Below are 21674 nucleotides of genomic sequence, written 5' to 3'. Positions count from 1 at the left end.
GCTGTTTTCCAAAAGAATAGCCCATGTCTTCTGATTATCAATAAAAGCAACTAATTAAAATAAAAAAATTGGTGTATAATGAATCTATCTTGAAAAGGAGGTCTGAATGTGACAAAAAATAATAAAAAAACAACTCTTTATCTGATTATTTATATTGTTTTATTTTTCTTTATTTGGACTGTATATGAACTGTTTGTAAAGCCAACAATAACTTCAACTTTTAATGAACCACTAGGAGAAATCATTCGCTCAATTTTTAAAATTATGGTTTGGATTGTTCCTTGTATTTATTTACTTAAAAAAAATAATGATAATGTTTACGTCTCTTTGGATGATCTGTTCACAAATAAAATAAAGTGGCTCAATTATTTACCTTTATTTATTCTTTTCACAATTTTTTTATTAGGAGGATCATGGTTACAGTATGGAAATTTAGCAGTAAGAGATACTTTCCAACCACATCAGTTAATCGGCTCCTTTTTACTTGTTGGAATGACTGAAGAAATGGTTTTTCGAGGTTGGCTATTGAATTCTTTTTTAACCAAAATGAGCACGACACTAGCTATCATTATTAATGCTCTTCTGTTTTTAGCCATTCATTTTCCTGTTTATCTTTATAAAGGTGTATTACTTGAAGTAATCATCTCAGGTCAATTTTTGCAGATACTGATTTTGAGTATAATATTCAGCATCACTTTTATTAAAAGTAAAAACTTATTAGTTCCAATAGTATTCCATATGTATTGGGATTTACTAGCTATTTTATTTTACACATAAAAATAGTACATATAAACCTGAAAATTCAAAGGAGAAAATGTTAGATGAAACGATATATCGCTTTGTTAAGAGGAATCAATGTAGGTGGGAAAAACAAAATAGCAATGGCTGAATTAAAAATAGGATTTTCAGAACTTGGCATGTTAGAGGTTGCCACTCATCTTAATAGTGGTAATGTCATTTTTTCTAGTCCAGATGATGATGCACACGCACTTTCTAATGACATTCAATTCATGATCAAAGATAAATTTGATTTAGACATACCTGTGCATATCGTTTCACAAGCAGCATTACAAGAATTACTGGAACATGCACCTGATTGGTGGGGGAATGACAATAAAGCGATTTATGATAATCTGATATTTCTTATGTCCCCTCTATCTTATGAGGCATTTTATCATGAAATGGGTAGCCCTAAAGCAGAGCTGGAACAAGTAGAACATTATAAAAAGGCTGTTTTCTGGTCCTTTAGCCGAAAAGATTATCAAAAAACAAACTGGTGGTCAAAAACCGCTAATTCAAATGTGCGTAACAAGATGACCATTCGTACAGCAAATACTATTAGAAAAATAGCGGGTATGTAATGAATGGAATAGAGAGTGAAAAGTTGATGTTTAAAACTGTGAACATCTTAGCTTCTTTTTATGGCTAATTGCTTTACCATTTCTTTATTTTTAATAATATTGCAATATATGCTGAAAATTGCTTGCTTAAATATATTCTTATAAGAATAAAATGATTCATTATGTAAAAGGGAAATAACTGACTCATCAGCTACCTCCCTTTTTATCTTCAATTGAAATACTTAATAGAAATTTTCTAAAAAACTTGTGCGCTTAATCTTCAATAACCCTCAATTCACAACTCTCAGCGAGTATCCAGCCATTCATACCATAAGATGCGTAAAGATTATAATATTTCAAACCCATAGACTCAATTTTCGTCTTTAATTCTAGAGGTGATTTATATCTTATCGACCATCTTTCTTTATCCTCTAATACCTTTTTGTTTTGACTAAAAAAGTATGCTAAAGGTAATTCCTTCAAGTCTAATATAATGCTGTAAGGCATTTCATGTTTAAATTGATAAGAAAGAACCTCCTTAAATATGATTTGTTTTTTCTGCCCTTGCTCTCCTTTTATATTAAAAATGAACGTTCCCTTTTCAAAATCAACTTGGTAACTGATTATTTCATAATCATGAGTATACATAAAATCATCTCTTTTCTCTTTATATCCCATTCCCTTGATTGCTTATGTAAATATTCAAGCGTTCCTTCACCAAAACAAGTATGTTTCCCTAAACCTCAATAGTTTTCACTTCATAACTTTCCGATAGTACCCAACCATTCATACCATAAGAGGAACACAAATTATAATAATGTAAATCACTAGATTCAATTTCAGATTTTAATTCTTGTAAGGAGTCCATCATTATTGGCCACCCCATTTTATCTCCCTCTTCTAATAATATCTGATTTTCAGAGAAAAATTTTTCTAATTTTCTTTCCTCCAAATCACAAATAATACTGTAAGGCATTTCATCAACAAAATGATACGTAAAAACATCGTTAAAGACTATTTTTTTATGATACAGATCATTTGTTATATGAATGATTATTGTTTTTTCTTCAAAATCAATACTATAGCCTTTTATTTCATAATCATTACCCTCTTTTTTTCTAGATACTTTTTATTTCAATCCCAATGATATCGATATAGAAACTCAATCATCAGACTGTATTTCCAATGGAAACCACTTCACAATTTCTAGCTAATACCCAGCCATTCAATCCATATGAAGCAGCAATACTATAATATTTTAATTCTTTGTCATCCAATATTTGTCTTAACTCCAGAGGCGAATGATATTTTACAGGCCAATTTACTTTTTCTTTTTGTTCAAATAAGGATTGATTATATTTATAGAAATCCTCTAATGAGTGTTCTTCTAAATCGAGTATGATACTGTATGGTATGACCTTTGCAAATTGGTAGGCAAAGAATCCTTTAAATACTATTTGCTTTTTATATTCGCGATTTTGAATAGCAATTACTAAGGTCTCTTTTTCAAAATTGATATGATAGGTTGTTATTTCATAATCATGGATTAAATTCATTTTTTCGCCTCCACTTTTTTTATTTTGTATTGCATTTGATTAGTACTCGTTAAATTACCTCTATTAAGGAAAAAAAGTACCAGTAATAACATTGAGAAAATCAAAAGGAAGAGCCAACTTCTTTTACAGTAAAAATACTATCCTCCTCAATCTATTGATACGAAATCATCCCACAACCCATGAATAGATTCCCCAACATCATTAATTTATTCTTCAGCCCATATTTCATGCCACTATTACAACCCCATGAGTAAATATTCATAACTATATTGTTTTCTCAATCAAACCAACAAGATTTAAATATATTCAACTTCATTATTCCAAGGTTCTTCAATCTCTTCTAATATTTCAGACTCGTTTAAGCTAATATTGTTTGCCTCATCAAAAGTAAGATTTAGCACCTCTTGATGTTTATTTATAAACTCTTCAACAGTTATCCAAGTTTCCATATTATCTTCACTAATTAAGCCTTCTACTTCCTTAGAAATTTCAATAACCATTGTGTATAGCGCTCGTTTATCAACTGTTAAAATATTTATATGATCTGTTTTAAAATATAATATGGTTTTGTTTCTAATTGGGTCCAACATGATATACTCAGTATCAAATTTTTTCTGAGACCATCTTTCATCATTTAACCATTTGTCCCACTTTAAAGATAAGGAAAAGTTTTCACATAATGTTTCATTATTTCCTCCATGAGATAGTTCAAGTTTTTTCCCATTAAATATTCCAAACCACATTTTTTCAGCCAAGTTTCGATATCCTAAGTTCATATTATCTGTCTTATTTAATTTGATATATATTTTCATTTTTTTCTCCTTAATTTGTTCTCAACCAAACAAAAGCTTTCCATATATTATTTATCAATTCTTCAAGCTTACCTTTACTTAATCCACGTTTTACCTGTTTAGGGATTAATCCATCAATACTGGCTTTATCTGTTATCTTATTTACATCAATTCTATCATCTCGAATTGATTTTTTACCGCTACCTGACTGAATTTGAATCTTATTACCATCAGGTTCTGCATCAACTCTCAACTTCATTTTTTTCCCATTAATGGTTGCTTCTATAGGCTTACCAAATGAATTACTTGATTGAACAACTCTCCGTCAAAATAAACTTTATGTGTACTCAACTTCATTATCCCATGGCTCTTCAATCATTTCTAAAGTATCAGCTTCTACCAAACTAATCTCATTACTTTTTTCAAATGAGAGATTTAATAAATCATAGTGCTTGTTTTCAAACTCTTCAACGGTTTCCCATGTCTTAGTAGCATCTTCACTAATTAATCCTTCAACTTCTTTAGCGAATGCGATAACCATGATGTACAATGCACGCTTATCCACAGATAACAGGTAAATATGTCTGGTTTCAAAATATAAGATTGAATTATTTCTTATTGGGTTCACAGATATGTCTTCATATTTCCATAAAGTTTTTTTACTTTGCCACCGCTCATCATTTAGACCTTTATCCCACTTCAAACCTAATCGATAATTTTCCTGTAATGTTTCTGAATTACCAGTATGAGACAATTCTAAAGGTTCTTCTTGATATGTTTTAAACCACATTTTCTCTGCTAATTCTCTATAATTTAAATTTATTTCTTTCTTATTGAATTGTACATATATTCTCATTTTCTCACACTCTCTTTATTGTTAGCTAAGACAATACTTCGCTCTTCAAGAATTTATTGCGAATATTTTTTACAATGTACAATTAGAAATATCATATTAAACTTCAGATTCCCAAGGTTCATTAATAACCGCTAATACGCTATCTTCTTTTAAACTAATATTATTGGCTTCTTCAAAGGTTAAATTTAATATAGCTTGATGTTTTTTCTCAAAGTCATTAGCCGTAATCCAATTTTCCATATCATCTTCGCTGATAAGACCATCCACCTCTTTGGCAAGTTCACTAACCATGATAAATAACGCGCGTTTATCAACAGTAAGAATGTTGACATGTTTTGTTTCACAACATAAAATTGTTTGATTTCTTATTGGTTCTACAGCTATATTTTCTGGATCAAATTCAGAATTCTTTTTATTCCATTCTTCAGAATCTAAGAATTTATCCCATTTCAAACTTAGTTCATAACTTTCTTGAAAAGTTTCTGTATTCCCTACATGTGATAGTTCCATACCTGGAAACCACATTTTCTCAGCTAAAATCCGATAATCCAATGTATTTTTTAATTTTTTTAGTTCTATATATATTTTCATTTGCCCACTCCTATTTTGTTGTTAGCCACACAAAAGCTTTCCAAATATTATTGATTAGTTCATCTAATTTCCCCTTACTGAGTTTTTTCTTAATACTATTATCAATTAAGCCTTCAATACTTGCTTTGTCAGTTATTTTATCGACACGAATTCTGTCATCGATAGGAGAATTTTTACCACTTCCTGATTGAATTTGAATCTTGTTACCATCAGGCTCAGCATCTACACGCAACTTATGTTTTTTATTACCAATAGTTGCTTCAATCGGTTTACCAAACGTCTTACTAGTAATCTTTCCATTATTTGAGAATTGATAATGATCCCCTGGGTTTTGTAATTGTCCCCAAGCATCAGTGACTAAAACACCGCCAACTGCTGTTACAGCTGATCCCGTAGCAATTATTGCACCATCTACCACAATAGCTGTTCCTCCGCTTGCTAATGTGACAACGGTGACACCACCAACAGTTCCAACAATACCAGTAATAACTGTCGTAGCCCCACCAACAAGTTTAATCGTGTTACCAATTAAAAAAGAAGCTGCATCAATGACTTCTTTTGATCTATTCAATATATTTTTTAAATCATCTAATGTTTTTTCCGTCAATAATTCGTTGTATGCTTTTGTTGCCTCTTCATCTAAAACGCCATCTACAAATAATTGATAATAATTCATATATTTAGTCGGTGCTCTTCTTATCTCATACGTATGTTGATTCCGTTTCTCTTCTCTATTTTTCCATGATTGATTCAGATTCGTCGCCCACTCCATATTCAAACCTGTTAACGAATAGGTCCCACTAAACGCATTCCAAGCTTTCCCTTCAGCGAGCATTCGAACCCCGGATTCAAGATTAATTAATAAATGCTCAAGCTCATCAAAAATAGCAGATGAAGTCACTTCATATTCTCTTAATCTATTCAGCTTATTTTCAGTTGTTTGCTTCATAGCCTGCATGCTAACTATCATTGTTTTCACATAAGCATCCGGCTCATCAATATTCTCTAAATTGTAAGAAAGCTGATTATAGCGTTCAATCTGTGAAACTAATACATCTTCTTGTAAACTATTAACGTCCACTTCACTCTCATAGCGACTAACAAACGTTTCGCATGCATTCATCATTGTTTCACTGACTAAAATAAATCCTTTTGTCACAGGGAGATAGCCATTTAAAAAATAATTTTTCGCCGTTTCATAAGTTTTACCTGTTAATGATGGTTCTAGCACAAATTGATGGATTGCTTGTTGAATACGCTCCATTCCAATAATCGTTTCGCGACAATTTACAGCCACTGACTCTTTTTGTCCATTTGCTTCACTTAAAAACATATTCAGACTCATCTAAATTGATTCCTTTCTGTATGCCTCTCTTAGTTGGTTATTCAATTCATCTTCTTGCTCTAAAAGAGTTCTTCTTTTTTGTTGTAATTGTTCTTTTTCTTGCTCTTTCTCCATTTCAAAGCGCTTCTGCTGATAATAAATATCTTGAGAAACATCGTGATGCATGATGCTCATTTCCCCTGCTTGCCAGGTTTCACCCGTTTCTTAGAATAATCGATTGATTTGGTGAAAAGTATCATCATATGCTGCTTGTTTGGTATCTAACCTGCGAATGTCATCTTCCGATTGATAACAATCTTCTCTTGCTCTATTTAGCTTTTTCTGTATGTCTTCATATGTCGTTAGTTCACTCATGTGGTTTCTCCATTCTGCTAGTCTAAAGTTGGGACAAATTGGATGGCTTGTTTTATTTGATCGTTCATGACTTCAAAATCCTTAGCGGCACTTTGAATATTAGCAATATCTTGATTCATCGCGGATAAAAAGGAGGATGTTAAGGTGTTCTTTTTTGCAATGGCTTCTTTGGCTTTTTCATTACCAGTAAGTGTCGTTGCGGTATCAGTTGAAATTTCAGGTAATTGACCGATTGGCTGAGTTGATTGTGATAGATTCGTTGCAATAGTGCTCGCTGTTGATAGGTTACTTTGGAAACTCATCATGTTTCACTCATTTCTATATGTATTTTCTTTATCTTAGCATATTTTTGGAATAAAAAAATTGATTTTCAGTATAAACTCAAGATATTACTCTGGTAAAACAATAGTTTTTCTCATAAAGAAATAAATTAAATCCAAAGAAAAATATGGATAGAACATAAGATTAAAAAATCTGATTATGTTCCACCCATATTTTTATTTGTTGAATATTAAGCCTTTGAATAAGGTTCCTTACAATCTGTCAAATTCAATAAATAATCAACACTCGTTGAATAATATTGAGCCAGTTTAATGAGAGATTGACTTGGTATATCTAAATTTCCCGTCTCATAGCGAGAATAAGTAGTCTGGCTAATATTTAAAAGTTTAGCTAGTTGCCCTTGGTTCAAATCTAAATCCTCACGTAGTCCACGAATTCTATAGTACATAAAATCACCTCACAATAATTTTACACTATGCGTTTTTTGCATATTGATTTCTATGCGAAAAACGCATATAATTAAATTACTAGTTAAGAAATAATTAGGCAATTTAAACTAAACAATAATTGGAGGGATTTTTAATGGAAAAGAAAACATTACATAATAAAGAAAACTTATTATTAAAAAACAAACAACCAATTAAGAGTATCACGTATCAAAATATTTATGAATTGAAAGATCAATTGGAGCAATTAGCTTCTTGGAAAGATACACTAAACCTAATGAAAAGTTTTTTTGATAATCAGACTATGCCCTTGAATAAGAAGAAAGTAATAAGAGAATTTCATGCACAATCGAAAGTATTTAATATATTTTATGAACAATTTTTAATAAGTATTGATGCGTTGGAAAATAAAGTTGAGAATTTAGGTAAGAAAGAAAAAATTAAACTATAAGATTTAGATAGTTTCAAATAAATGATAGTAGACTAATCAACTAAAGTGTTAATCAAATAAATTTAGTTTGAAAGTACATTATGGAACAGTTCAAGTTACATCTAGTATATTTATCAATAGGGATATACTACAATTAAGCTATTTTAGGAATTTATTGCTGAGATTATGTAGAGAATTATACCCTGTTAATTAATTAGGAATACAAAATAAAGAGTGTAGGTAACTTGTCTAGAATCAGCTACGTGCACTCTTCATTTTATACAACCAGATATAACCAAGTATATCTGAAAGTTTCTAATAATTATGAACTATTCCATAATTATCAGTTTTCATTCCTTCTTCCAAAACTCTTAAATAAATCTATTCTTTCTTTAAGATTTTTGTCTATCTTATCAGAAAGTTCTGTTTCATCAAATGAGGGATTTAATAAACAGAAATAGATACCTTCATTCGCAAAATATTTAGGTACCATATTTCCTTTTTCATCAGAAGGATACAAGGCTATAACCGCAGCAACTGTTTGTAAAGACCGCATTAACACTTCTGGAAACGCCAGAATTCCAGACATTGTATTTTGTTTATATGACATCAATTGCTGGCGTTGCTTCCGATCATCTTTATAAAGAATATTGACTAGCTTCTTATATTTCACTTCAAAAATCAAACTCCCTATATAATTCCTCTCATCCACAATGATATCTAATCTAATATCTGGTTTATTTCGAACAGATGATGTTTTAACTGGTACTTCTAATGTATTTGTAAAGCTTTCTTTCTTCATTGACTCATTAAAAACTAAGTTAATTTTTATATCTGCCTTCTTAAAGACAACATTCGTCCCATCACGAAGAAATGGTAGTTCTTGAGAAAGTGAGTTGTTTTCAAAGATCCAGCCAGAAATAGGTATAAAATCCAAAGCCAATATAGATTTTATCACTTTTGTATAACACCAAATTTCATATAGCACATCAGTACGTTTCCAATAGTACTGATAAGACGGTGAAAAATTTAAATTAATAGTATTTCTTATATTATTCAAATACATTTTATAGATAGAATTATACTTTGGATTTAACACTAAAGATTTTGGAACATGATTTGGTCTTTTGGACGTTACATTTTTCATCACTGAAGAATGTAAAAATTCAAGAATGTATGCCTGAAAATGTTTTATTTGATTTTGATTTCTTTTTAAAGACTCAATTCTTGTTTCATAACTCTGAGTGTTATAAATTTTCTCACTCTCTGATCTACGATAGTTAAAAGCATCTGAATTATTCTTCTCTTCCATAACCGACTGTATCACATTTTCTAAATATTCATCAGCTAGAAGTGAAAAACGTTTAAAATGCATAAGGATCAACTTTACCCATTGATTTTCTATCACATCATACACAATTATTCTATTAGGAGTATATAAAAGACCACGTTTTTCTGGGTGTATTTGAAGCTGCCAAATTGTTTTCTGATCAACCAAATTCTTGCTACCAATGGGATTCCAACTATAATGCTTAGTAATTTTATATTTTGCTTCTTTTTTTAAACTCTCGAGAGAAATTATTGCTTGAGGAATATCTTTTATCATGTTTTGAATACGTTGAAAAATATAATTTTGTTGAAATAGATCAGCATCTATAATCTTACGTTGAGAGTTTTTTTTAGAAATAAAATCTACAGCTAGTCCACCAACTATATTCTCAATTTCGTCTCTCATTTTTACCCAGTTAGATTGTTCCAAATCTTTAGGAATCACCTCAAACTGAGAATAGAAAGTCTCAGTCTCAGTCTCAACAAAAAGAAAATAATACCCTGGAATTAAAGGGATAGTTTTCCCTTGTTGGTAATTAAAAATAATTACTTCTTTATTTGTTGGCTCGTAATAACTCCCACCATATTCATCTTCTAGTTGAGTTTCAATTAAGTAATCATCCAATTCTGGAATGTAAAGTTTTACTTTCTCATTACTGCTATTAAATACAAAACTCAATTCTGAGAATTCTTTCACTTTAAATGGATTGAAGTCCATAAAAAAACTCTCATCTCTTGAAAATAAAACTTCTTCAACATAGGTATTTTCTTTTGTTCCAATATGAAACTTCAAACTAAATGGTAAATCCATGTAGGCTCAACTCCCTAGCTTTCTGTAATAATACTTCTCTAGATTGTTTAAAGTCAGATGTAGCAGAGTACTCATCTAGTATTTTTTCAAAAATCCCAACTTCATTGGAACCATTTCGATTCCACTTACCAACCAATTCAGATAATTGTTCATCTGAGCCTCTGACCTTGCTTAAAACTCTTTGAACAATTTGAATATCTATAGCTTCACGACGTGATAACTCATTCTGTTTTGGAAGATTTTTTAAGTATTCATCAATTTGTTTCAGTATCCTCCAACCAATACCTACATTTTTGTCTTTAGAATTGATTATTAAGTGAAGTTTCCAAAACATTTCTTTTTCATCCTTAGTCAATTCATTTGTTGGATTAGAATTTTTAAATCTTAAATAATCATCATACTTAATTTGATCACGTTTTTTTTGCTCATATTGCACTGAAACCAGCGTATCATCAATTTCAAAAAAAGGTACCATCTCAAGAGAAATAATATTGGATCTATCCAAAACTTTATCAGAGAACTGATGAGTGGATTCGTCTGTATTAATTGTTCCTACAAACAAAATATTTTGACCAACTTTAATTGTTGATGGATATGTTGATGAATTATAAAGTCTATTTTCCAAATCTTCATTATAGAGTTTGATCTTTCGAGAATTTGGATCCATTTCCAATACTGAAAGAAATTGTGAAAAATAGTGTTCTACCCGAGCCAAATTCATCTCATCAAAGCAAACCATATAAAGGTTTTCAGGATGCATAGAGGCTTCAATTAATGCATCAATAAGTCCACTATCTCCTGGTCGATAAACAGAATTCACAGTATCTGCATATCCTAATAAATCAGAATCATCTTCCCAAAAAGGTCTTACTGAAATAAATTTCACTTGCGCATCGGATAATTGAAGAGCCTTTGCATAGGAATTTACCAACTGAGATTTACCTGTACCACTTAACCCAGATAATACAACCAAACTATCACCAATCATAGCGGTATGAAAATTGCACAGGTCTCGCTTCGAGTAATACAGCTTACTTCGTTGAGTAAGGTGATAGAAACGCTCTAAAAATTCGTTTTCTTCAATTGATTCTCTATTTTGGTCAGATTCCAATTTATCAATATATTCATTTTTGTAGTCTTCACTACTTAATTGCGTCTTCAACACCGTATTTTTTTCTGAGTCCAACTTAATAGTTTCTACTACCTGTGATATTTGACCATCTTTAGTAATAGTAATTTTATTAGCTTGAATTTTTTGAAGCAGAGGGTATGGAACAAAAATTATATCTCTTGATTGATTGATAAAATTGTCATATTCTTCATACTCTACATTATCCTCATCAATTATACTTTTATAAAAATTTTCTTTTTCTATTCGGTAAACAACCCCATACATGGAGCTGTTCTGCCCTGTTATTTCACCAAATAATACTCTTGAGCCATCTGAATTTTCCCAAAAAACATTCAAAGGATAGTCCTCATTGTCTTTTGAAAAATTTGTAATCCTTCCAAGAACTTTTCCATTTTCCAACTGTTTCCCAAAACTTTGTTCATCTTCCACTGAGGGATCACTATTTTCTGAAGAAAAAATTGGAATTGGAATCAACATTTCTCTTTCCTGTAATAGTGATTCAAAATATTCTCCTTTTGGAATTAACTCCAAATCATCCCCCTGATAATAGTTACGCCCTTTTTCCTGACTTCTTTTAATCTTTGGAGTACAAATAATTACATACGGTTCTAGGAAATCTTTCAACGACTGTGCTCGAACACTATGCACTTCATTTTGGTCATCGGTAAATCCAAATTTGGAAAGCGTATTACTATATATTTGAATTCTGCTCACTTCGTCAATTACGCTACTTGGAAAATCAGAAAGCGGCGTTAAGAAAAAATACATTAATTCCTCTACATTTATCTTTATTAAATTCAAATCATCTTCTAAATAACCTATAATTTGATAATCTTGTTTTCCTTGTTTTATAGCCATCAATTATCTTCCTCCATTCATTAATTTAGTAAAATCATTTAATTCTTGTATCTTTACTATAGACTCAAATTTTTGGATAATTTTCTTTTTTTTCCGTGGAACTACTTGAAAAGCTGTAATCCAAAGTTCCTTAATATTTTTGTTTGTGATTACATCCTCAATATCATCAATAGGTGTTGTTGGATTTATAAACTCAAAATTAAAATCTTGTCTAATTACAATTTTCCCAGGAATTCCAATTAATAAAATATTTATCTTTTTGTCATTTTCTTTACTTTTATTATTCATATTTGTTTGTATTAATTTAGCTATGTTATCATTCTTATTCTGCAGTTCATCAATTTTGATATTTTTAACTTTAACTATTTCATTCAAATCATAAATTTCTTTTTTTAATCTATCATATCTCTCTTCAGCAGCATAGATTTCTGTAGAAATATTATTAAGGCTGTTTTTATAATTTTTGTTTTCTAACTCAATTTTAGTAAGATATTTTTTTTCTAAATTTTGAATTTCTCTATTTTTTTCATTATTATTTTTTTCTATTTTTTTCTTAAGTTTCCTATTTTCTTGAAGTAAAGTATTATTTACCTTATCCATTTCACACATTTTTTTTTGAAGATCCTCTATATAAGTAGTTTCTTCTTCATGACTAGATAGATTATTATTGGAATTTTTAACTTTATTATTTTCTTTAACATATAACAAAGCCTTCTCTCTAAAAAAATGAATTCCATCTATATCATTAAAAAAGTTTGTAATAACTGATTCATCATTTTGTTCGATTAAATAAATATAAAAAGAAAAAGGCGATTGTAGTTTCACATCTTGAATCGCTTCAAAAAAATCCTCTTTACTCCCATATATTATATTTTCATAAACTTGCCCATCTTTTACTAAAATATCATGAAAATTGCCATTGCTAATGTATTTGAATATATAAGCAAGGTTCTTTTTTTTCAAAAATTGTTTGAATAATCTATTTTTGAAAGATTGTGAAGCATTTTTTGGCATAACTGAGAGACCACTTATTTTCTGGGGGACTATCTTTACTAGTTTGCCCAGATGATTTGAATCAAGGTGATGAAAAACTTCTTCCATAAAATTTACTGTTAGACCTTTCAATTCTATCTTCCTTTCATAATTATGATTTATAGTGATGGCATTAATAGTATAGCATGAAACTCATTATTTTTTACAAATTAAAAGTAAGAAAATAAATAAGTAAGTAAATTATAGAAGTAAATTGATCTAAGTGTTTATTCTGATAAAAAAATGGTTAACGAAAAATGCTGTATGAAGTAAAGATTAAAATACTAATTCTACGCAACACAAACCTATTAGTGTCCAACTATTAGTCAGAAATAATATAAAAATACCATCTAAATTATTTCCGGTACTTTAAGAAGAACAGCAAGATATATAATAATTATTTATAGCAAATTTGACTTATTCCCACTCTATACGAGTGATGTAGATTATTAATCAATACCAGTGATTTTAAAAGTTTCAGAATTTGTTATTAATTAAAACAAAATAAGAATAAATGAGTTGTGTGCATCTTGTGTGCACTTTATAGTTTGCAATTTTTCTGTTTCAAACAATCTAGTTAATTTGATATGTGTGAACTGATTTCCAATACAAAAAGTGAACTTTCTCATGCAAGCACACGTCTTTCTAAAATAAGTAGGTGTTCATTAAATTAAAATGCATGCTTCAAGACTCTCTAATCCCCCCATTTGGAACAACGGAGAGAATAATCTCAAAGTTATATTTTACTCCACTTAATCATTATTTCTAAAAAAAAAACGACGAATCATTCATCCGTCGTTTTAGCGTGATATTCATTACATAAGTATTATTTAAATCTTTTCTGTCAGTTCTGGAGCGTATACCCAATAGAAAGATAACTTATTGCCATCTGGATCAGAGAATTCAAAGTATTTAAGGAGATCTGGTACATCCTCTAACACCTCGTCAGTTATTACTCCAAGTGTTTTTAAACGTTCAAATTCTGTTTCTACATTTTCCACTTCAAAACGTAAAACGTTCTCTGAAACATTAATTTTTTCTTCGTATAGTTGAATCCAAATAGAACCAACTGGATACTCAATAACGCCTTCAACAGGGATAAATTTCTCCTCAATCATAAAAACTTTTTCATACCAACTAGCAGATACCTCCAAATTACTTACTGGTAGACCTACTGTAATACCTTTTGTATTTATACTCATAACTATCTCCTCCATTTAATCAGCTTGCAATTATTTTATCATTTCAAGGTCAAATAATCTTATTCTAGATTGTGTTCTTTAAACGGGAGATTAAAAGTTTCCCCACATTCACTAATATTGGTGGGTCTTCTGGTATTGGTTCTCTCAGCTTAATCGTGTAACTATTGCCAGAACATTTTGGAAAAGATAACCTTTCATCTTCTTTCCCCCTTAAACTATTGCCTAAGTTAAAGTAAGATAAAATATTATTGGAACGACTTATCGCACAAGCTAATAAATAATAGTCTCCGCTTGGAATATTTTTCAATTTATTTCCTATTAAATTTTTAGTAGCTAAACCAGATATAGGCATATGATTCGGTATAAGTGTACGAAAAATCCCAATAAATATGATTCCCTTTTCAAAACGTTTCATATCATAAAAAAGTTCACTCATTTCAGTTTTGTACTTTCTAGGAGAACTACCTGTATATTTTTTAAAAGTATTCGTGAAACTACCACTACTTTCAAAACCTGAATGTTCTTGTAGGTCGAGTATTCGCTTTTCTTCATCAAGTTCAAAGATTGCCTTTTCAACTTTTAAACTAGAGAGGAATTCAGCAACACTGAATCCATTTATTTCTTTAAATTTCCGACTAAAGTGATGCTTATCATAACCAAAGTGACCTGCAATTTCCTCACTTGTCATTTTTCTACTAATAGCTTCTTCTGAAATGAAAGAAAGAATCTCAGGCATCTTCGTTTTCATTTTTATTCCTCCTTCAAAGAAAAAGCCTTAATAATCCCTATAAACAAGGATTTTCAAAGTTCATCGTATTACTCTCACTCTAACCAATTCGCTTTAGAGACATTGCCTTTTATTACTTAATTATCATGGAACCTAGAATGTTACTATAACTGGTTTTCCTTTGTTCTAAGGATAAAAAGAGTACCCCTTGAAAACTCAAAAGGTACTACTTAAGTATTTCTGAAAACTTGGTCGTGCGAACCTGTTGCAAGTAACCATAATTCTAAACAGCCATTATCAATCCGATAAACAAGTAACCAATCATTTTCAATATGCAATTCTCGTAACCCTTTTTTATTTCCTTTTAAGGCATGGTCTTTATATTTATACACCAATTGCTCTATATCTTGACTAAGCAACAAGTCAAGAACCACCTCGAATTTATTCATATCATAATGTTTTTTCTTTAAAGCTTTATAATTTCGTTCAAATGTGGGAGCTGTTCTAATCTTCATTATTTAATTCTTTCATTAGTTCTTGTTTATTATTAAACGTCTTGTAATGACCACTTTCAATTTCTTTCAGCGCTTGAGTTAGATCGTCTTGACCTAGAGAAAGTGTGAATGGAATCGCTTGTTCCTTAACAACCTTAGTTAAATAAATTTTGATTCCTGTAGAAAGATCCATGCCAATATCATTAAAAAACTTAGCAGATTCTTCCTTTAACTCATCGTCTAATCGTAAGTTTAACTGTGCCATATTCTCATCCCCTTCTTTGTGATTATCATACCACCTTGTATATACATTGTAAAGCATTTAGCAGTGTTTCGATTGGATGTGTAGTAACTTTTTTAAAGTAAGATAGAATGAATTACCAACCAAGTCAAACGAATAATGATATGTCCCAATCAAATGGATTTACAGTTAAGTATAAAGAAAAAGTTGCAATGGAGTTGCAATGACAGCAACAAAAAAGCCTCAACCCCTTGGTATACAAGGGATTGAGACTCACCGACGACTATTCCCACTCCACAGTAGCAGGTGGCTTACTCGTCACATCATAAACAATCCGATTCACATGACTCACTTCATTCACAATTCTCACACTAATCTTCTGCAACACATCCCAAGGAATACGTGCAAAATCAGCAGTCATTCCATCAATCGAAGTCACAGCACGAATCCCAACCGTATAATCATACGTACGACCATCGCCCATTACCCCAACACTACGAATACCAGGTAACACAGTAAAGTATTGCCAAATATCACGATCTAGCCCTGCAGCAGCGATTTCCTCACGTAAAATGGCATCGCTCTCACGTACAATCTCCAATTTCTCTTCTGTAATCTCACCAAGCACACGAATCCCTAAACCAGGTCCTGGGAAAGGTTGACGCCAAACAATGCTATCTGGCATGCCTAATTCAGTTCCTAAAGCACGGACTTCATCCTTGAATAAAGTCGCTAATGGTTCAATCAACTTGAATTGCATATCTTCAGGTAATCCGCCCACATTATGATGGGATTTAATTGTTTGCGCAGTATCTGTACCACTTTCAATAATATCTGTATAAAGCGTACCTTGTGCTAAGAAATCAATTCCTTTTAGCTTAGTCGCTTCATCATCAAAGACATAAATAAATTCATTCCCAATAATTTTACGTTTTTGCTCTGGATCAGACACACCAGCTAATTTCCCTAAGAAACGCTCTTGTGCATTGACACGAACAATATTCAAGCCAAATTTACCACCAAGCATCTCCATCACTTGGTCGCCTTCACCTTTACGCAATAAACCATGATCCACAAAAATACATGTCAATTGCTCACCAATCGCTTTTTGTAGTAACACACCAACCACACTTGAATCCACACCGCCAGATAAAGCCAATAAGACTTTTTTATCCCCAACAGTTTCACGGATTTTCGCAATCTCTAAGTTGGTAAAGCTGCCCATTGTCCATGTATCAGAACAGTGACAGATATCAAAAGCAAAATGCTTCAGCATGTCATTTCCATATTCCGAATGGTTTACTTCTGGATGGAATTGTACGCCATATAAGTTTTGTGTTGTATCTTGAACTGCAGCAAACGGACAATCTGTGCTAGTTGCTACCGTTTCAAAGTTATCAGGAATTGCTGCCACTAGGTCACCATGACTCATCCAAGCAATTTGTTTTTCAGGTGTTCCTTTAAAAATAGGTGAATCAGGAATTAAAAGTGATAGCTCTGACTTACCATATTCACGGTTGCCAGCTGGCTCAACTTTTCCACCTAGATTATGCATCATCAGTTGCATACCATAACAAATCCCTAAAATCGGAATGCCTAATTCATAAATCTCAGGATCAATTTTAAACGCATTGTCATCATAAACACTGTTCGGGCCACCAGAGAAAATAATCCCTTTTGGATTCATTTCTTTAATTTCCTTCGCTGTTAGCTTGTGAGAAAGCAATTCAGAATATACACCAAATTCACGAATTCTTCTTGTAATCAATTGATTGTATTGACTACCAAAATCTAGCACAATGATTTTTTCCATATTTGTCATGTCAGTTGCATTTGCCACGCCATTCACCCCATTAATTTATTTTTATAAAAAAGCGTATTGCTACGCATTCGTTAACGTATTTTTAAAGTAAAATAGTCGCACTAAATCCTCATGCGACTACTTATATTATCCTTAATTGTAACGACTGTTTCCTATTAGGTCAACATTTTTAAACGATTTCTAATATTTTCTCAGATAGATGGTATCAATCTTATGTCCTGCTGTTTTATGAATGACTAAATCCGCCCGATTTCTGGTGGGTAAAATGTACTCTTGGAGATTGACTAAGTTGACTGTTTTCCAGACATCTCGTGCCATTGTAAAGGCTTCTTCACGGTCACCAATGGCATACGGATAGTAATAGTTGGTTGGATCTGTAAAGGCTGTATCTAATAGTAAACCAAAGCGTTCAAGGTACCATTCTTCAATGCGCTCTGGTGCTGCATCTACAAAAATGGAGAAATCAAAGAAATCACTGATATAAATTTGTTGATTAGCAGGAGACTGTAAGACATTAATCCCCTCTACAATTAAAATATCTGGTGCATCAATTTCCTCATATTCATCTGGCACGATATTGTAGATTTCATGAGAATATAGTGGCGCTTTTACATGGCGGTGTCCATCCTTGACTTCACCAAGAAAGGCAATTAAGCGCGCCATATCATAGCTTTCAGGAAAGCCTTTTTTGTCCATAATCCCTTTTTCTTCCAATATCTCATTTGGATAAAGGAAACCATCTGTTGTAATCAGCTGTACTTTCTTATCCTTAAACATGCGAGATAACATCATTTGCAGCAGTCTTGCAGTGGTACTTTTACCCACAGCCACACTGCCAGCAATACCGATAATATAAGGACTATTCTTGACTTCTTTTTGTAAAAATCTTAATTTGCTTGCTTGTAGCATTTCATATTGCCCAATATAGAGGTGAATTAAATGAGTCAAAGGCACATAAACTTCTTCTACGTCAGTTAGTGAAATACGATCATTTAGCCCTTTTAACTGCTCCAATTCGCTTTTTGACAGCGGGGAAACACCATTTTGGTAGAACCCTTCCCACTCTGAACGGGATATTTGATGATACGTTGTGGTTAACTTGCCCATTATTTCATCCTCCTAGCGAATACTTCTCGCTTATTGTACCAAAAAAAAACAGTTTTTTCTTCCTTTTCTTTCGTCTTTATTTGATTTATGATGAAGGTATTAAAAAATAAAGGAGCTTTCCTATGAATACTTTTAAAGCATTAGTTGTCACAAAGCAGCAGGACCAGACAAGTGTCGCAATTGAACAGCTTTCGTTCGAAGATTTATCCTCCAATGAGGTACTGATTGAAGTCCATTATTCAGGTGTAAATTATAAGGATGCCTTAGCAACTAAAGTAAACGGTGCTGTTGCCCGTACCTATCCCCTCATCCCAGGGATTGATTTGGCTGGTGTGGTTAAGAAATCGTCTGCGCCTCAATTTAAAGTAGGTCAAGAAGTGCTGATTACTGGCTATGATTTAGGGACTGCTCATCATGGTGGCTATAGTGAATACGCCTGTGTGCCTGCTGAATGGGTCGTTCCATTGCCTGAAAACCTTTCAATGAAGGAAGCTATGATTGTTGGTACAGCAGGATTTACAGCAGCGCTTTCGATTTATTGGTTAGAAAAAAACGGGATTACGCCTGAACAGTCTATATTAGTTACAGGAGCAACTGGTGGTGTTGGGAGTATGAGTGTCGCTATGCTGAAAGCGTTAGGCTATCAGAAGATTGTGGCTTCCTCTCGAAAAGCTACATCACAGAAAGACTTTTTAGCCCAATTAGGGGCGACAGAAATCCTGTCTCCTGAAGATTTACCGCTAGAGAAAAATCGTCCTTTAGCCAAGCAAAAATGGCATGGTGTGATCGACCCAGTTGCTGGACCTCTTATGCCTCAATTATTTGCTCAAGTAGCCTATAACGGCGCATATGCAGTCAGTGGCTTAACAGCTGGCACTCAATTTGAAGCAAGTGTCTTCCCCTTTATTTTAAGAGGGATTAAATTACTAGGAATTGATTCCGTAGCGTGTCCAACAGAGATTCGCTTAGCGATTTGGCAACGAATTGCTTCTGATATGAAGCCAAAGCAGTTGGAGCAATTGATTGACCATGAAGTACAATTAGAAGAATTGCCAGCAGCCTTTGATAAAATCTTAGCTGGTAAAATGGTTGGTCGCACCATTGTGACTATTAAGGCATAAAAAAGAGGACATCATCAAAAAATGATGTCCTCCTATCTTTAATCCTTCTCACGCCAAGGAAAATGTAAATCAACATGTTCAAAAAAGGCTTCATTAAACGCTCTTTGATGCAATCGTTTTTGCTTCCGTTCTTCATAACCACTACAAACCATTTTTTCTTCCGCTGTTTCAGGCACAATTTGTGGAATCACAATCTCTCCACCTTCTGGATCAAATGCCACAAAAGTCATAAATGAAGTCGCAGCCAGATAGCGCTCGCCAGTCAATAAGTTTTCACCAATGACCTTGTTAAAAACCTCCATTGATCTTGTCCCTACGCCTGTCACATAAGCTTCAATACAAACGGAATGATCCACATAAATCGGATGTAAGAAATCCAAAGAATCCGTTGAAGCTGTTACACAATGTCTTCTACAATGACGGGTAATCGCAATGGAAGAGGTATCATCTATATAGCTCATTAAGTTACCACCAAATAAAGTGCCATGATGATTTAAATCAGCTGGAAAGACACGATGCGTTTGAATCGCTCGTGATTCACTACAAGTTTTTTTATTCAAAAATATTCACTCATTTCTTCTTTTTCATTTGCTTATTATAGCACATTCAGAAAAAAAGATTTAGCCTTCTCTCCCCATTTTTGACTTAGCTGAAATCAATCGTTTCCGCCCTTCAACTTTGACCAGCAGCTCAAGCTCTTTTAAAGCATCCTTGGCAATCCATTGCTGAGCTTTAGAGGTGCTTTTCTTTAATTTTTCAGCAGTTTCAATACTTAAAGTTTTTGCCACTTCATCTGTTTTCCCTAATTCTCTCAATGCCCAAGAGGCTGCTTTTTTCACTAATAAACGCTCATCATCAGAACAGGTTTCAATGAGTTTGAGATAGCCTTTTATTTCATCAATCGTCAGCGTTACATGGGTTGATGTACTTGCAATCAAGGTAAACGCTGCGCGCTTATAAAATAGGTCCTTATGTACAATCCACTCTTGAATAAAAGTACCATAGTCTGCCATTTTAATTACAATCGTTTTACAAAACAAATCACATAAATCCCAAGATTGAATCCCTTCCATGAAAAAATAAATATCCTCATTAGTACATTCTTTAGGCTTCATTGCGAGCACTGCCAATATCTTACATTCATGATAATTCGTTTGCCAAAGTTCCTTAAGAAACAGCTTATCTTTCGGTATCTGCTTAGCAAATTTTCTTAATTCAGTGGTTGGAACACCAATGGAGCAGTCTTCTGGAATCCCTAATTTAACAACATTTGCTTTAAATTTTTCAGAAGCATGTGCAAATAAATAGCTTACAATTTCATCAATAGTCATGGTTTTATCTCCTTTATCAAGCTAGTTATTTTCATATTCTCATATTTAAAAAGGGAAAACAAGACTTAAAATACTGGCACATTGCTTTTCAGCTATGGTATGATTTAACAAAAGAAGCGAAGCAAAGGGGGAGCTAGAGAAAATGACAAATATCCTACAACTATTGATTGATGTGTTAGATTATTTATCGATTGCAGTGATTGTTTGGGGTGTCTTTTTAGCTGTTGTCGCTTTTATTAAATCGGAGATATCTGCTGCTAATCGTAAGGATGCTGTGCATACCAATAATGAAATCAAAAATCGACTAGGGTCTTATATTCTATTTGGCTTAGAAATTTTAATCGCCGCAGATATTATTGAGACAATTTTAAATCCAACTTTTGATGATATCATTATGCTGGCTTCCATCGTTGTGATTCGTACCGCTATTTCTTTCTTCTTAACAAAGGAAATTGAAGCGAGTAAATAAAAAAGGA

Annotated in this window: 27 protein-coding genes and 1 pseudogene; 5 read left to right on the top strand and 23 right to left on the bottom strand. The window is 32.4% G+C overall.

What is annotated here, in order from left to right; genetic code table 11:
- Window positions 1-108: 108 nt before the first annotated feature.
- Entirely contained in the window at window positions 109-777 is a 669-nt protein-coding gene (locus BMW29_RS00400; RefSeq protein WP_092649242.1) for a CPBP family intramembrane glutamic endopeptidase, read from the top strand.
- Window positions 778-821: 44 nt separating this feature from the next.
- Complete coding sequence (locus BMW29_RS00395; RefSeq protein WP_092649241.1) at window positions 822-1361, top strand: DUF1697 domain-containing protein; 540 nt, start codon at window positions 822-824, stop codon at window positions 1359-1361.
- Window positions 1362-1613: 252 nt separating this feature from the next.
- Here BMW29_RS00395 and BMW29_RS00390 read toward each other — a convergent pair whose 3' ends face one another.
- The 12 genes and pseudogenes from BMW29_RS00390 to BMW29_RS00350 all read right to left on the bottom strand — a co-directional run bounded on the left by BMW29_RS00390 (window position 1614) and on the right by BMW29_RS00350 (window position 7563).
- Window positions 1614-2018, bottom strand: a complete 405-nt coding sequence (locus tag BMW29_RS00390; protein WP_143047316.1) for a hypothetical protein — start codon at window positions 2016-2018, stop codon at window positions 1614-1616.
- Window positions 2019-2076: 58 nt separating this feature from the next.
- Window positions 2077-2226: a hypothetical protein gene (locus BMW29_RS13940; RefSeq protein WP_177165619.1), complete on the bottom strand. Its 150-nt coding sequence runs from the start codon at window positions 2224-2226 to the stop codon at window positions 2077-2079.
- Between the two features lie 283 nt (window positions 2227-2509).
- Entirely contained in the window at window positions 2510-2896 is a 387-nt protein-coding gene (locus BMW29_RS00385; RefSeq protein ID WP_092649239.1) for a hypothetical protein, read from the bottom strand.
- Between the two features lie 296 nt (window positions 2897-3192).
- Window positions 3193-3708 (bottom strand): hypothetical protein, encoded by a 516-nt coding sequence (locus BMW29_RS00380; RefSeq protein WP_092649238.1) that lies wholly within the window; start codon window positions 3706-3708, stop codon window positions 3193-3195.
- 10 nt (window positions 3709-3718) lie between these two features.
- Window positions 3719-3940: a hypothetical protein gene (locus BMW29_RS00375; RefSeq protein ID WP_143047315.1), complete on the bottom strand. Its 222-nt coding sequence runs from the start codon at window positions 3938-3940 to the stop codon at window positions 3719-3721.
- A gap of 84 nt (window positions 3941-4024) precedes the next feature.
- Entirely contained in the window at window positions 4025-4543 is a 519-nt protein-coding gene (locus BMW29_RS00370) for a hypothetical protein (protein ID WP_092649236.1), read from the bottom strand.
- A 96-nt stretch (window positions 4544-4639) separates the two neighbouring features.
- Window positions 4640-5134: a hypothetical protein gene (locus tag BMW29_RS00365; protein WP_092649235.1), complete on the bottom strand. Its 495-nt coding sequence runs from the start codon at window positions 5132-5134 to the stop codon at window positions 4640-4642.
- A gap of 10 nt (window positions 5135-5144) precedes the next feature.
- Window positions 5145-6479, bottom strand: a complete 1335-nt coding sequence (locus BMW29_RS00360; RefSeq protein ID WP_092649234.1) for an LXG domain-containing protein — start codon at window positions 6477-6479, stop codon at window positions 5145-5147.
- Window positions 6480-6662 (bottom strand): annotated as a pseudogene (locus tag BMW29_RS13935) (hypothetical protein); the annotation flags it as partial.
- A gap of 21 nt (window positions 6663-6683) precedes the next feature.
- Window positions 6684-6833, bottom strand: a complete 150-nt coding sequence (locus BMW29_RS13930; protein ID WP_177165617.1) for a hypothetical protein — start codon at window positions 6831-6833, stop codon at window positions 6684-6686.
- Window positions 6834-6850: 17 nt separating this feature from the next.
- Complete coding sequence (locus tag BMW29_RS00355; RefSeq protein WP_177165616.1) at window positions 6851-7135, bottom strand: TIGR04197 family type VII secretion effector; 285 nt, start codon at window positions 7133-7135, stop codon at window positions 6851-6853.
- Between the two features lie 209 nt (window positions 7136-7344).
- Entirely contained in the window at window positions 7345-7563 is a 219-nt protein-coding gene (locus BMW29_RS00350; RefSeq protein WP_092649232.1) for a helix-turn-helix domain-containing protein, read from the bottom strand.
- Window positions 7564-7697: 134 nt separating this feature from the next.
- On the opposite strand from BMW29_RS00350, the gene BMW29_RS00345 reads away from it, so the two are divergent.
- On the top strand, window positions 7698-8012 hold the full coding sequence (locus BMW29_RS00345; protein WP_092649231.1) for a hypothetical protein: 315 nt from the start codon (window positions 7698-7700) through the stop codon (window positions 8010-8012).
- Window positions 8013-8334: 322 nt separating this feature from the next.
- Here the strand turns inward: BMW29_RS00345 and BMW29_RS13925 are convergent, their stop codons facing one another.
- From BMW29_RS13925 to coaA, 9 genes are all read right to left on the bottom strand, one after another.
- Window positions 8335-10131, bottom strand: coding sequence for a nuclease domain-containing protein (locus tag BMW29_RS13925; RefSeq protein ID WP_177165615.1), 1797 nt, complete (start codon window positions 10129-10131; stop codon window positions 8335-8337).
- Window positions 10115-12121, bottom strand: a complete 2007-nt coding sequence (locus BMW29_RS00335) for an McrB family protein (RefSeq protein WP_245706199.1) — start codon at window positions 12119-12121, stop codon at window positions 10115-10117. The genes BMW29_RS13925 and BMW29_RS00335 overlap by 17 nt, the downstream gene beginning before the upstream one ends.
- Before the next feature lie 3 nt (window positions 12122-12124).
- The gene (locus tag BMW29_RS00330) at window positions 12125-13246 is read right to left on the bottom strand and encodes a hypothetical protein (RefSeq protein ID WP_092649230.1); all 1122 of its coding nucleotides are present in this window, start codon (window positions 13244-13246) and stop codon (window positions 12125-12127) included.
- Between the two features lie 737 nt (window positions 13247-13983).
- The gene (locus tag BMW29_RS00325; RefSeq protein WP_092649229.1) at window positions 13984-14355 is read right to left on the bottom strand and encodes a VOC family protein; all 372 of its coding nucleotides are present in this window, start codon (window positions 14353-14355) and stop codon (window positions 13984-13986) included.
- A 64-nt stretch (window positions 14356-14419) separates the two neighbouring features.
- Window positions 14420-15103, bottom strand: a complete 684-nt coding sequence (locus tag BMW29_RS00320; RefSeq protein ID WP_092649228.1) for a helix-turn-helix domain-containing protein — start codon at window positions 15101-15103, stop codon at window positions 14420-14422.
- A 209-nt stretch (window positions 15104-15312) separates the two neighbouring features.
- Window positions 15313-15597: a type II toxin-antitoxin system RelE/ParE family toxin gene (locus BMW29_RS00315; protein WP_092649227.1), complete on the bottom strand. Its 285-nt coding sequence runs from the start codon at window positions 15595-15597 to the stop codon at window positions 15313-15315.
- Window positions 15587-15841: a type II toxin-antitoxin system RelB/DinJ family antitoxin gene (locus tag BMW29_RS00310; protein WP_092649226.1), complete on the bottom strand. Its 255-nt coding sequence runs from the start codon at window positions 15839-15841 to the stop codon at window positions 15587-15589. The genes BMW29_RS00315 and BMW29_RS00310 overlap by 11 nt, the downstream gene beginning before the upstream one ends.
- 259 nt (window positions 15842-16100) lie before the next feature.
- Window positions 16101-17657 (bottom strand): glutamine-hydrolyzing GMP synthase, encoded by a 1557-nt coding sequence (guaA, locus tag BMW29_RS00305; RefSeq protein ID WP_092649225.1) that lies wholly within the window; start codon window positions 17655-17657, stop codon window positions 16101-16103.
- A gap of 162 nt (window positions 17658-17819) precedes the next feature.
- Window positions 17820-18746: a type I pantothenate kinase gene (coaA, locus tag BMW29_RS00300; protein WP_092649224.1), complete on the bottom strand. Its 927-nt coding sequence runs from the start codon at window positions 18744-18746 to the stop codon at window positions 17820-17822.
- A 122-nt stretch (window positions 18747-18868) separates the two neighbouring features.
- Here coaA and BMW29_RS00295 point away from each other — a divergent pair, with 122 nt between their 5' ends.
- Window positions 18869-19867, top strand: a complete 999-nt coding sequence (locus BMW29_RS00295; protein ID WP_092649223.1) for an oxidoreductase — start codon at window positions 18869-18871, stop codon at window positions 19865-19867.
- A gap of 38 nt (window positions 19868-19905) precedes the next feature.
- Here the strand turns inward: BMW29_RS00295 and BMW29_RS00290 are convergent, their stop codons facing one another.
- Both BMW29_RS00290 and BMW29_RS00285 read right to left on the bottom strand, forming a co-directional pair.
- A complete protein-coding gene (locus tag BMW29_RS00290) occupies window positions 19906-20427 on the bottom strand; it encodes an acyl-CoA thioesterase (RefSeq protein WP_245706198.1) in 522 nt (173 codons plus the stop codon).
- Between the two features lie 60 nt (window positions 20428-20487).
- Window positions 20488-21198 (bottom strand): DNA alkylation repair protein, encoded by a 711-nt coding sequence (locus BMW29_RS00285; protein ID WP_092649222.1) that lies wholly within the window; start codon window positions 21196-21198, stop codon window positions 20488-20490.
- A 142-nt stretch (window positions 21199-21340) separates the two neighbouring features.
- Here BMW29_RS00285 and BMW29_RS00280 point away from each other — a divergent pair, with 142 nt between their 5' ends.
- On the top strand, window positions 21341-21667 hold the full coding sequence (locus tag BMW29_RS00280) for a DUF1622 domain-containing protein (RefSeq protein ID WP_092649221.1): 327 nt from the start codon (window positions 21341-21343) through the stop codon (window positions 21665-21667).
- Window positions 21668-21674: the final 7 nt, after the last annotated feature.

Origin of the sequence: Isobaculum melis, from assembly GCF_900111355.1 — a bacterium.
GTDB lineage: Bacteria > Bacillota > Bacilli > Lactobacillales > Carnobacteriaceae > Isobaculum > Isobaculum melis.
This window is presented reverse-complemented; position numbering and strand designations above follow the sequence as displayed.

Coding starts and splice junctions, on each gene's coding strand:
- BMW29_RS00395 (WP_092649241.1), top strand. CDS start 822: ATGAAACGATATATCGCTTTGTTAAGAGGAATCAATGTAGGTGGGAAA.
- BMW29_RS00390 (WP_143047316.1), bottom strand. CDS start 2,018: ATGGGATATAAAGAGAAAAGAGATGATTTTATGTATACTCATGATTAT.
- BMW29_RS13940 (WP_177165619.1), bottom strand. CDS start 2,226: ATGGGGTGGCCAATAATGATGGACTCCTTACAAGAATTAAAATCTGAA.
- BMW29_RS00385 (WP_092649239.1), bottom strand. CDS start 2,896: ATGAATTTAATCCATGATTATGAAATAACAACCTATCATATCAATTTT.
- BMW29_RS00380 (WP_092649238.1), bottom strand. CDS start 3,708: ATGAAAATATATATCAAATTAAATAAGACAGATAATATGAACTTAGGA.
- BMW29_RS00370 (WP_092649236.1), bottom strand. CDS start 4,543: ATGAGAATATATGTACAATTCAATAAGAAAGAAATAAATTTAAATTAT.
- BMW29_RS00365 (WP_092649235.1), bottom strand. CDS start 5,134: ATGAAAATATATATAGAACTAAAAAAATTAAAAAATACATTGGATTAT.
- BMW29_RS00360 (WP_092649234.1), bottom strand. CDS start 6,479: ATGAGTCTGAATATGTTTTTAAGTGAAGCAAATGGACAAAAAGAGTCA.
- BMW29_RS13930 (WP_177165617.1), bottom strand. CDS start 6,833: ATGAGTGAACTAACGACATATGAAGACATACAGAAAAAGCTAAATAGA.
- BMW29_RS00355 (WP_177165616.1), bottom strand. CDS start 7,135: ATGAGTTTCCAAAGTAACCTATCAACAGCGAGCACTATTGCAACGAAT.
- BMW29_RS00350 (WP_092649232.1), bottom strand. CDS start 7,563: ATGTACTATAGAATTCGTGGACTACGTGAGGATTTAGATTTGAACCAA.
- BMW29_RS00345 (WP_092649231.1), top strand. CDS start 7,698: ATGGAAAAGAAAACATTACATAATAAAGAAAACTTATTATTAAAAAAC.
- BMW29_RS13925 (WP_177165615.1), bottom strand. CDS start 10,131: ATGGATTTACCATTTAGTTTGAAGTTTCATATTGGAACAAAAGAAAAT.
- BMW29_RS00335 (WP_245706199.1), bottom strand. CDS start 12,121: ATGGCTATAAAACAAGGAAAACAAGATTATCAAATTATAGGTTATTTA.
- BMW29_RS00325 (WP_092649229.1), bottom strand. CDS start 14,355: ATGAGTATAAATACAAAAGGTATTACAGTAGGTCTACCAGTAAGTAAT.
- BMW29_RS00320 (WP_092649228.1), bottom strand. CDS start 15,103: ATGAAAACGAAGATGCCTGAGATTCTTTCTTTCATTTCAGAAGAAGCT.
- BMW29_RS00315 (WP_092649227.1), bottom strand. CDS start 15,597: ATGAAGATTAGAACAGCTCCCACATTTGAACGAAATTATAAAGCTTTA.
- BMW29_RS00310 (WP_092649226.1), bottom strand. CDS start 15,841: ATGGCACAGTTAAACTTACGATTAGACGATGAGTTAAAGGAAGAATCT.
- coaA (WP_092649224.1), bottom strand. CDS start 18,746: ATGGGCAAGTTAACCACAACGTATCATCAAATATCCCGTTCAGAGTGG.
- BMW29_RS00295 (WP_092649223.1), top strand. CDS start 18,869: ATGAATACTTTTAAAGCATTAGTTGTCACAAAGCAGCAGGACCAGACA.
- BMW29_RS00285 (WP_092649222.1), bottom strand. CDS start 21,198: ATGACTATTGATGAAATTGTAAGCTATTTATTTGCACATGCTTCTGAA.
- BMW29_RS00280 (WP_092649221.1), top strand. CDS start 21,341: ATGACAAATATCCTACAACTATTGATTGATGTGTTAGATTATTTATCG.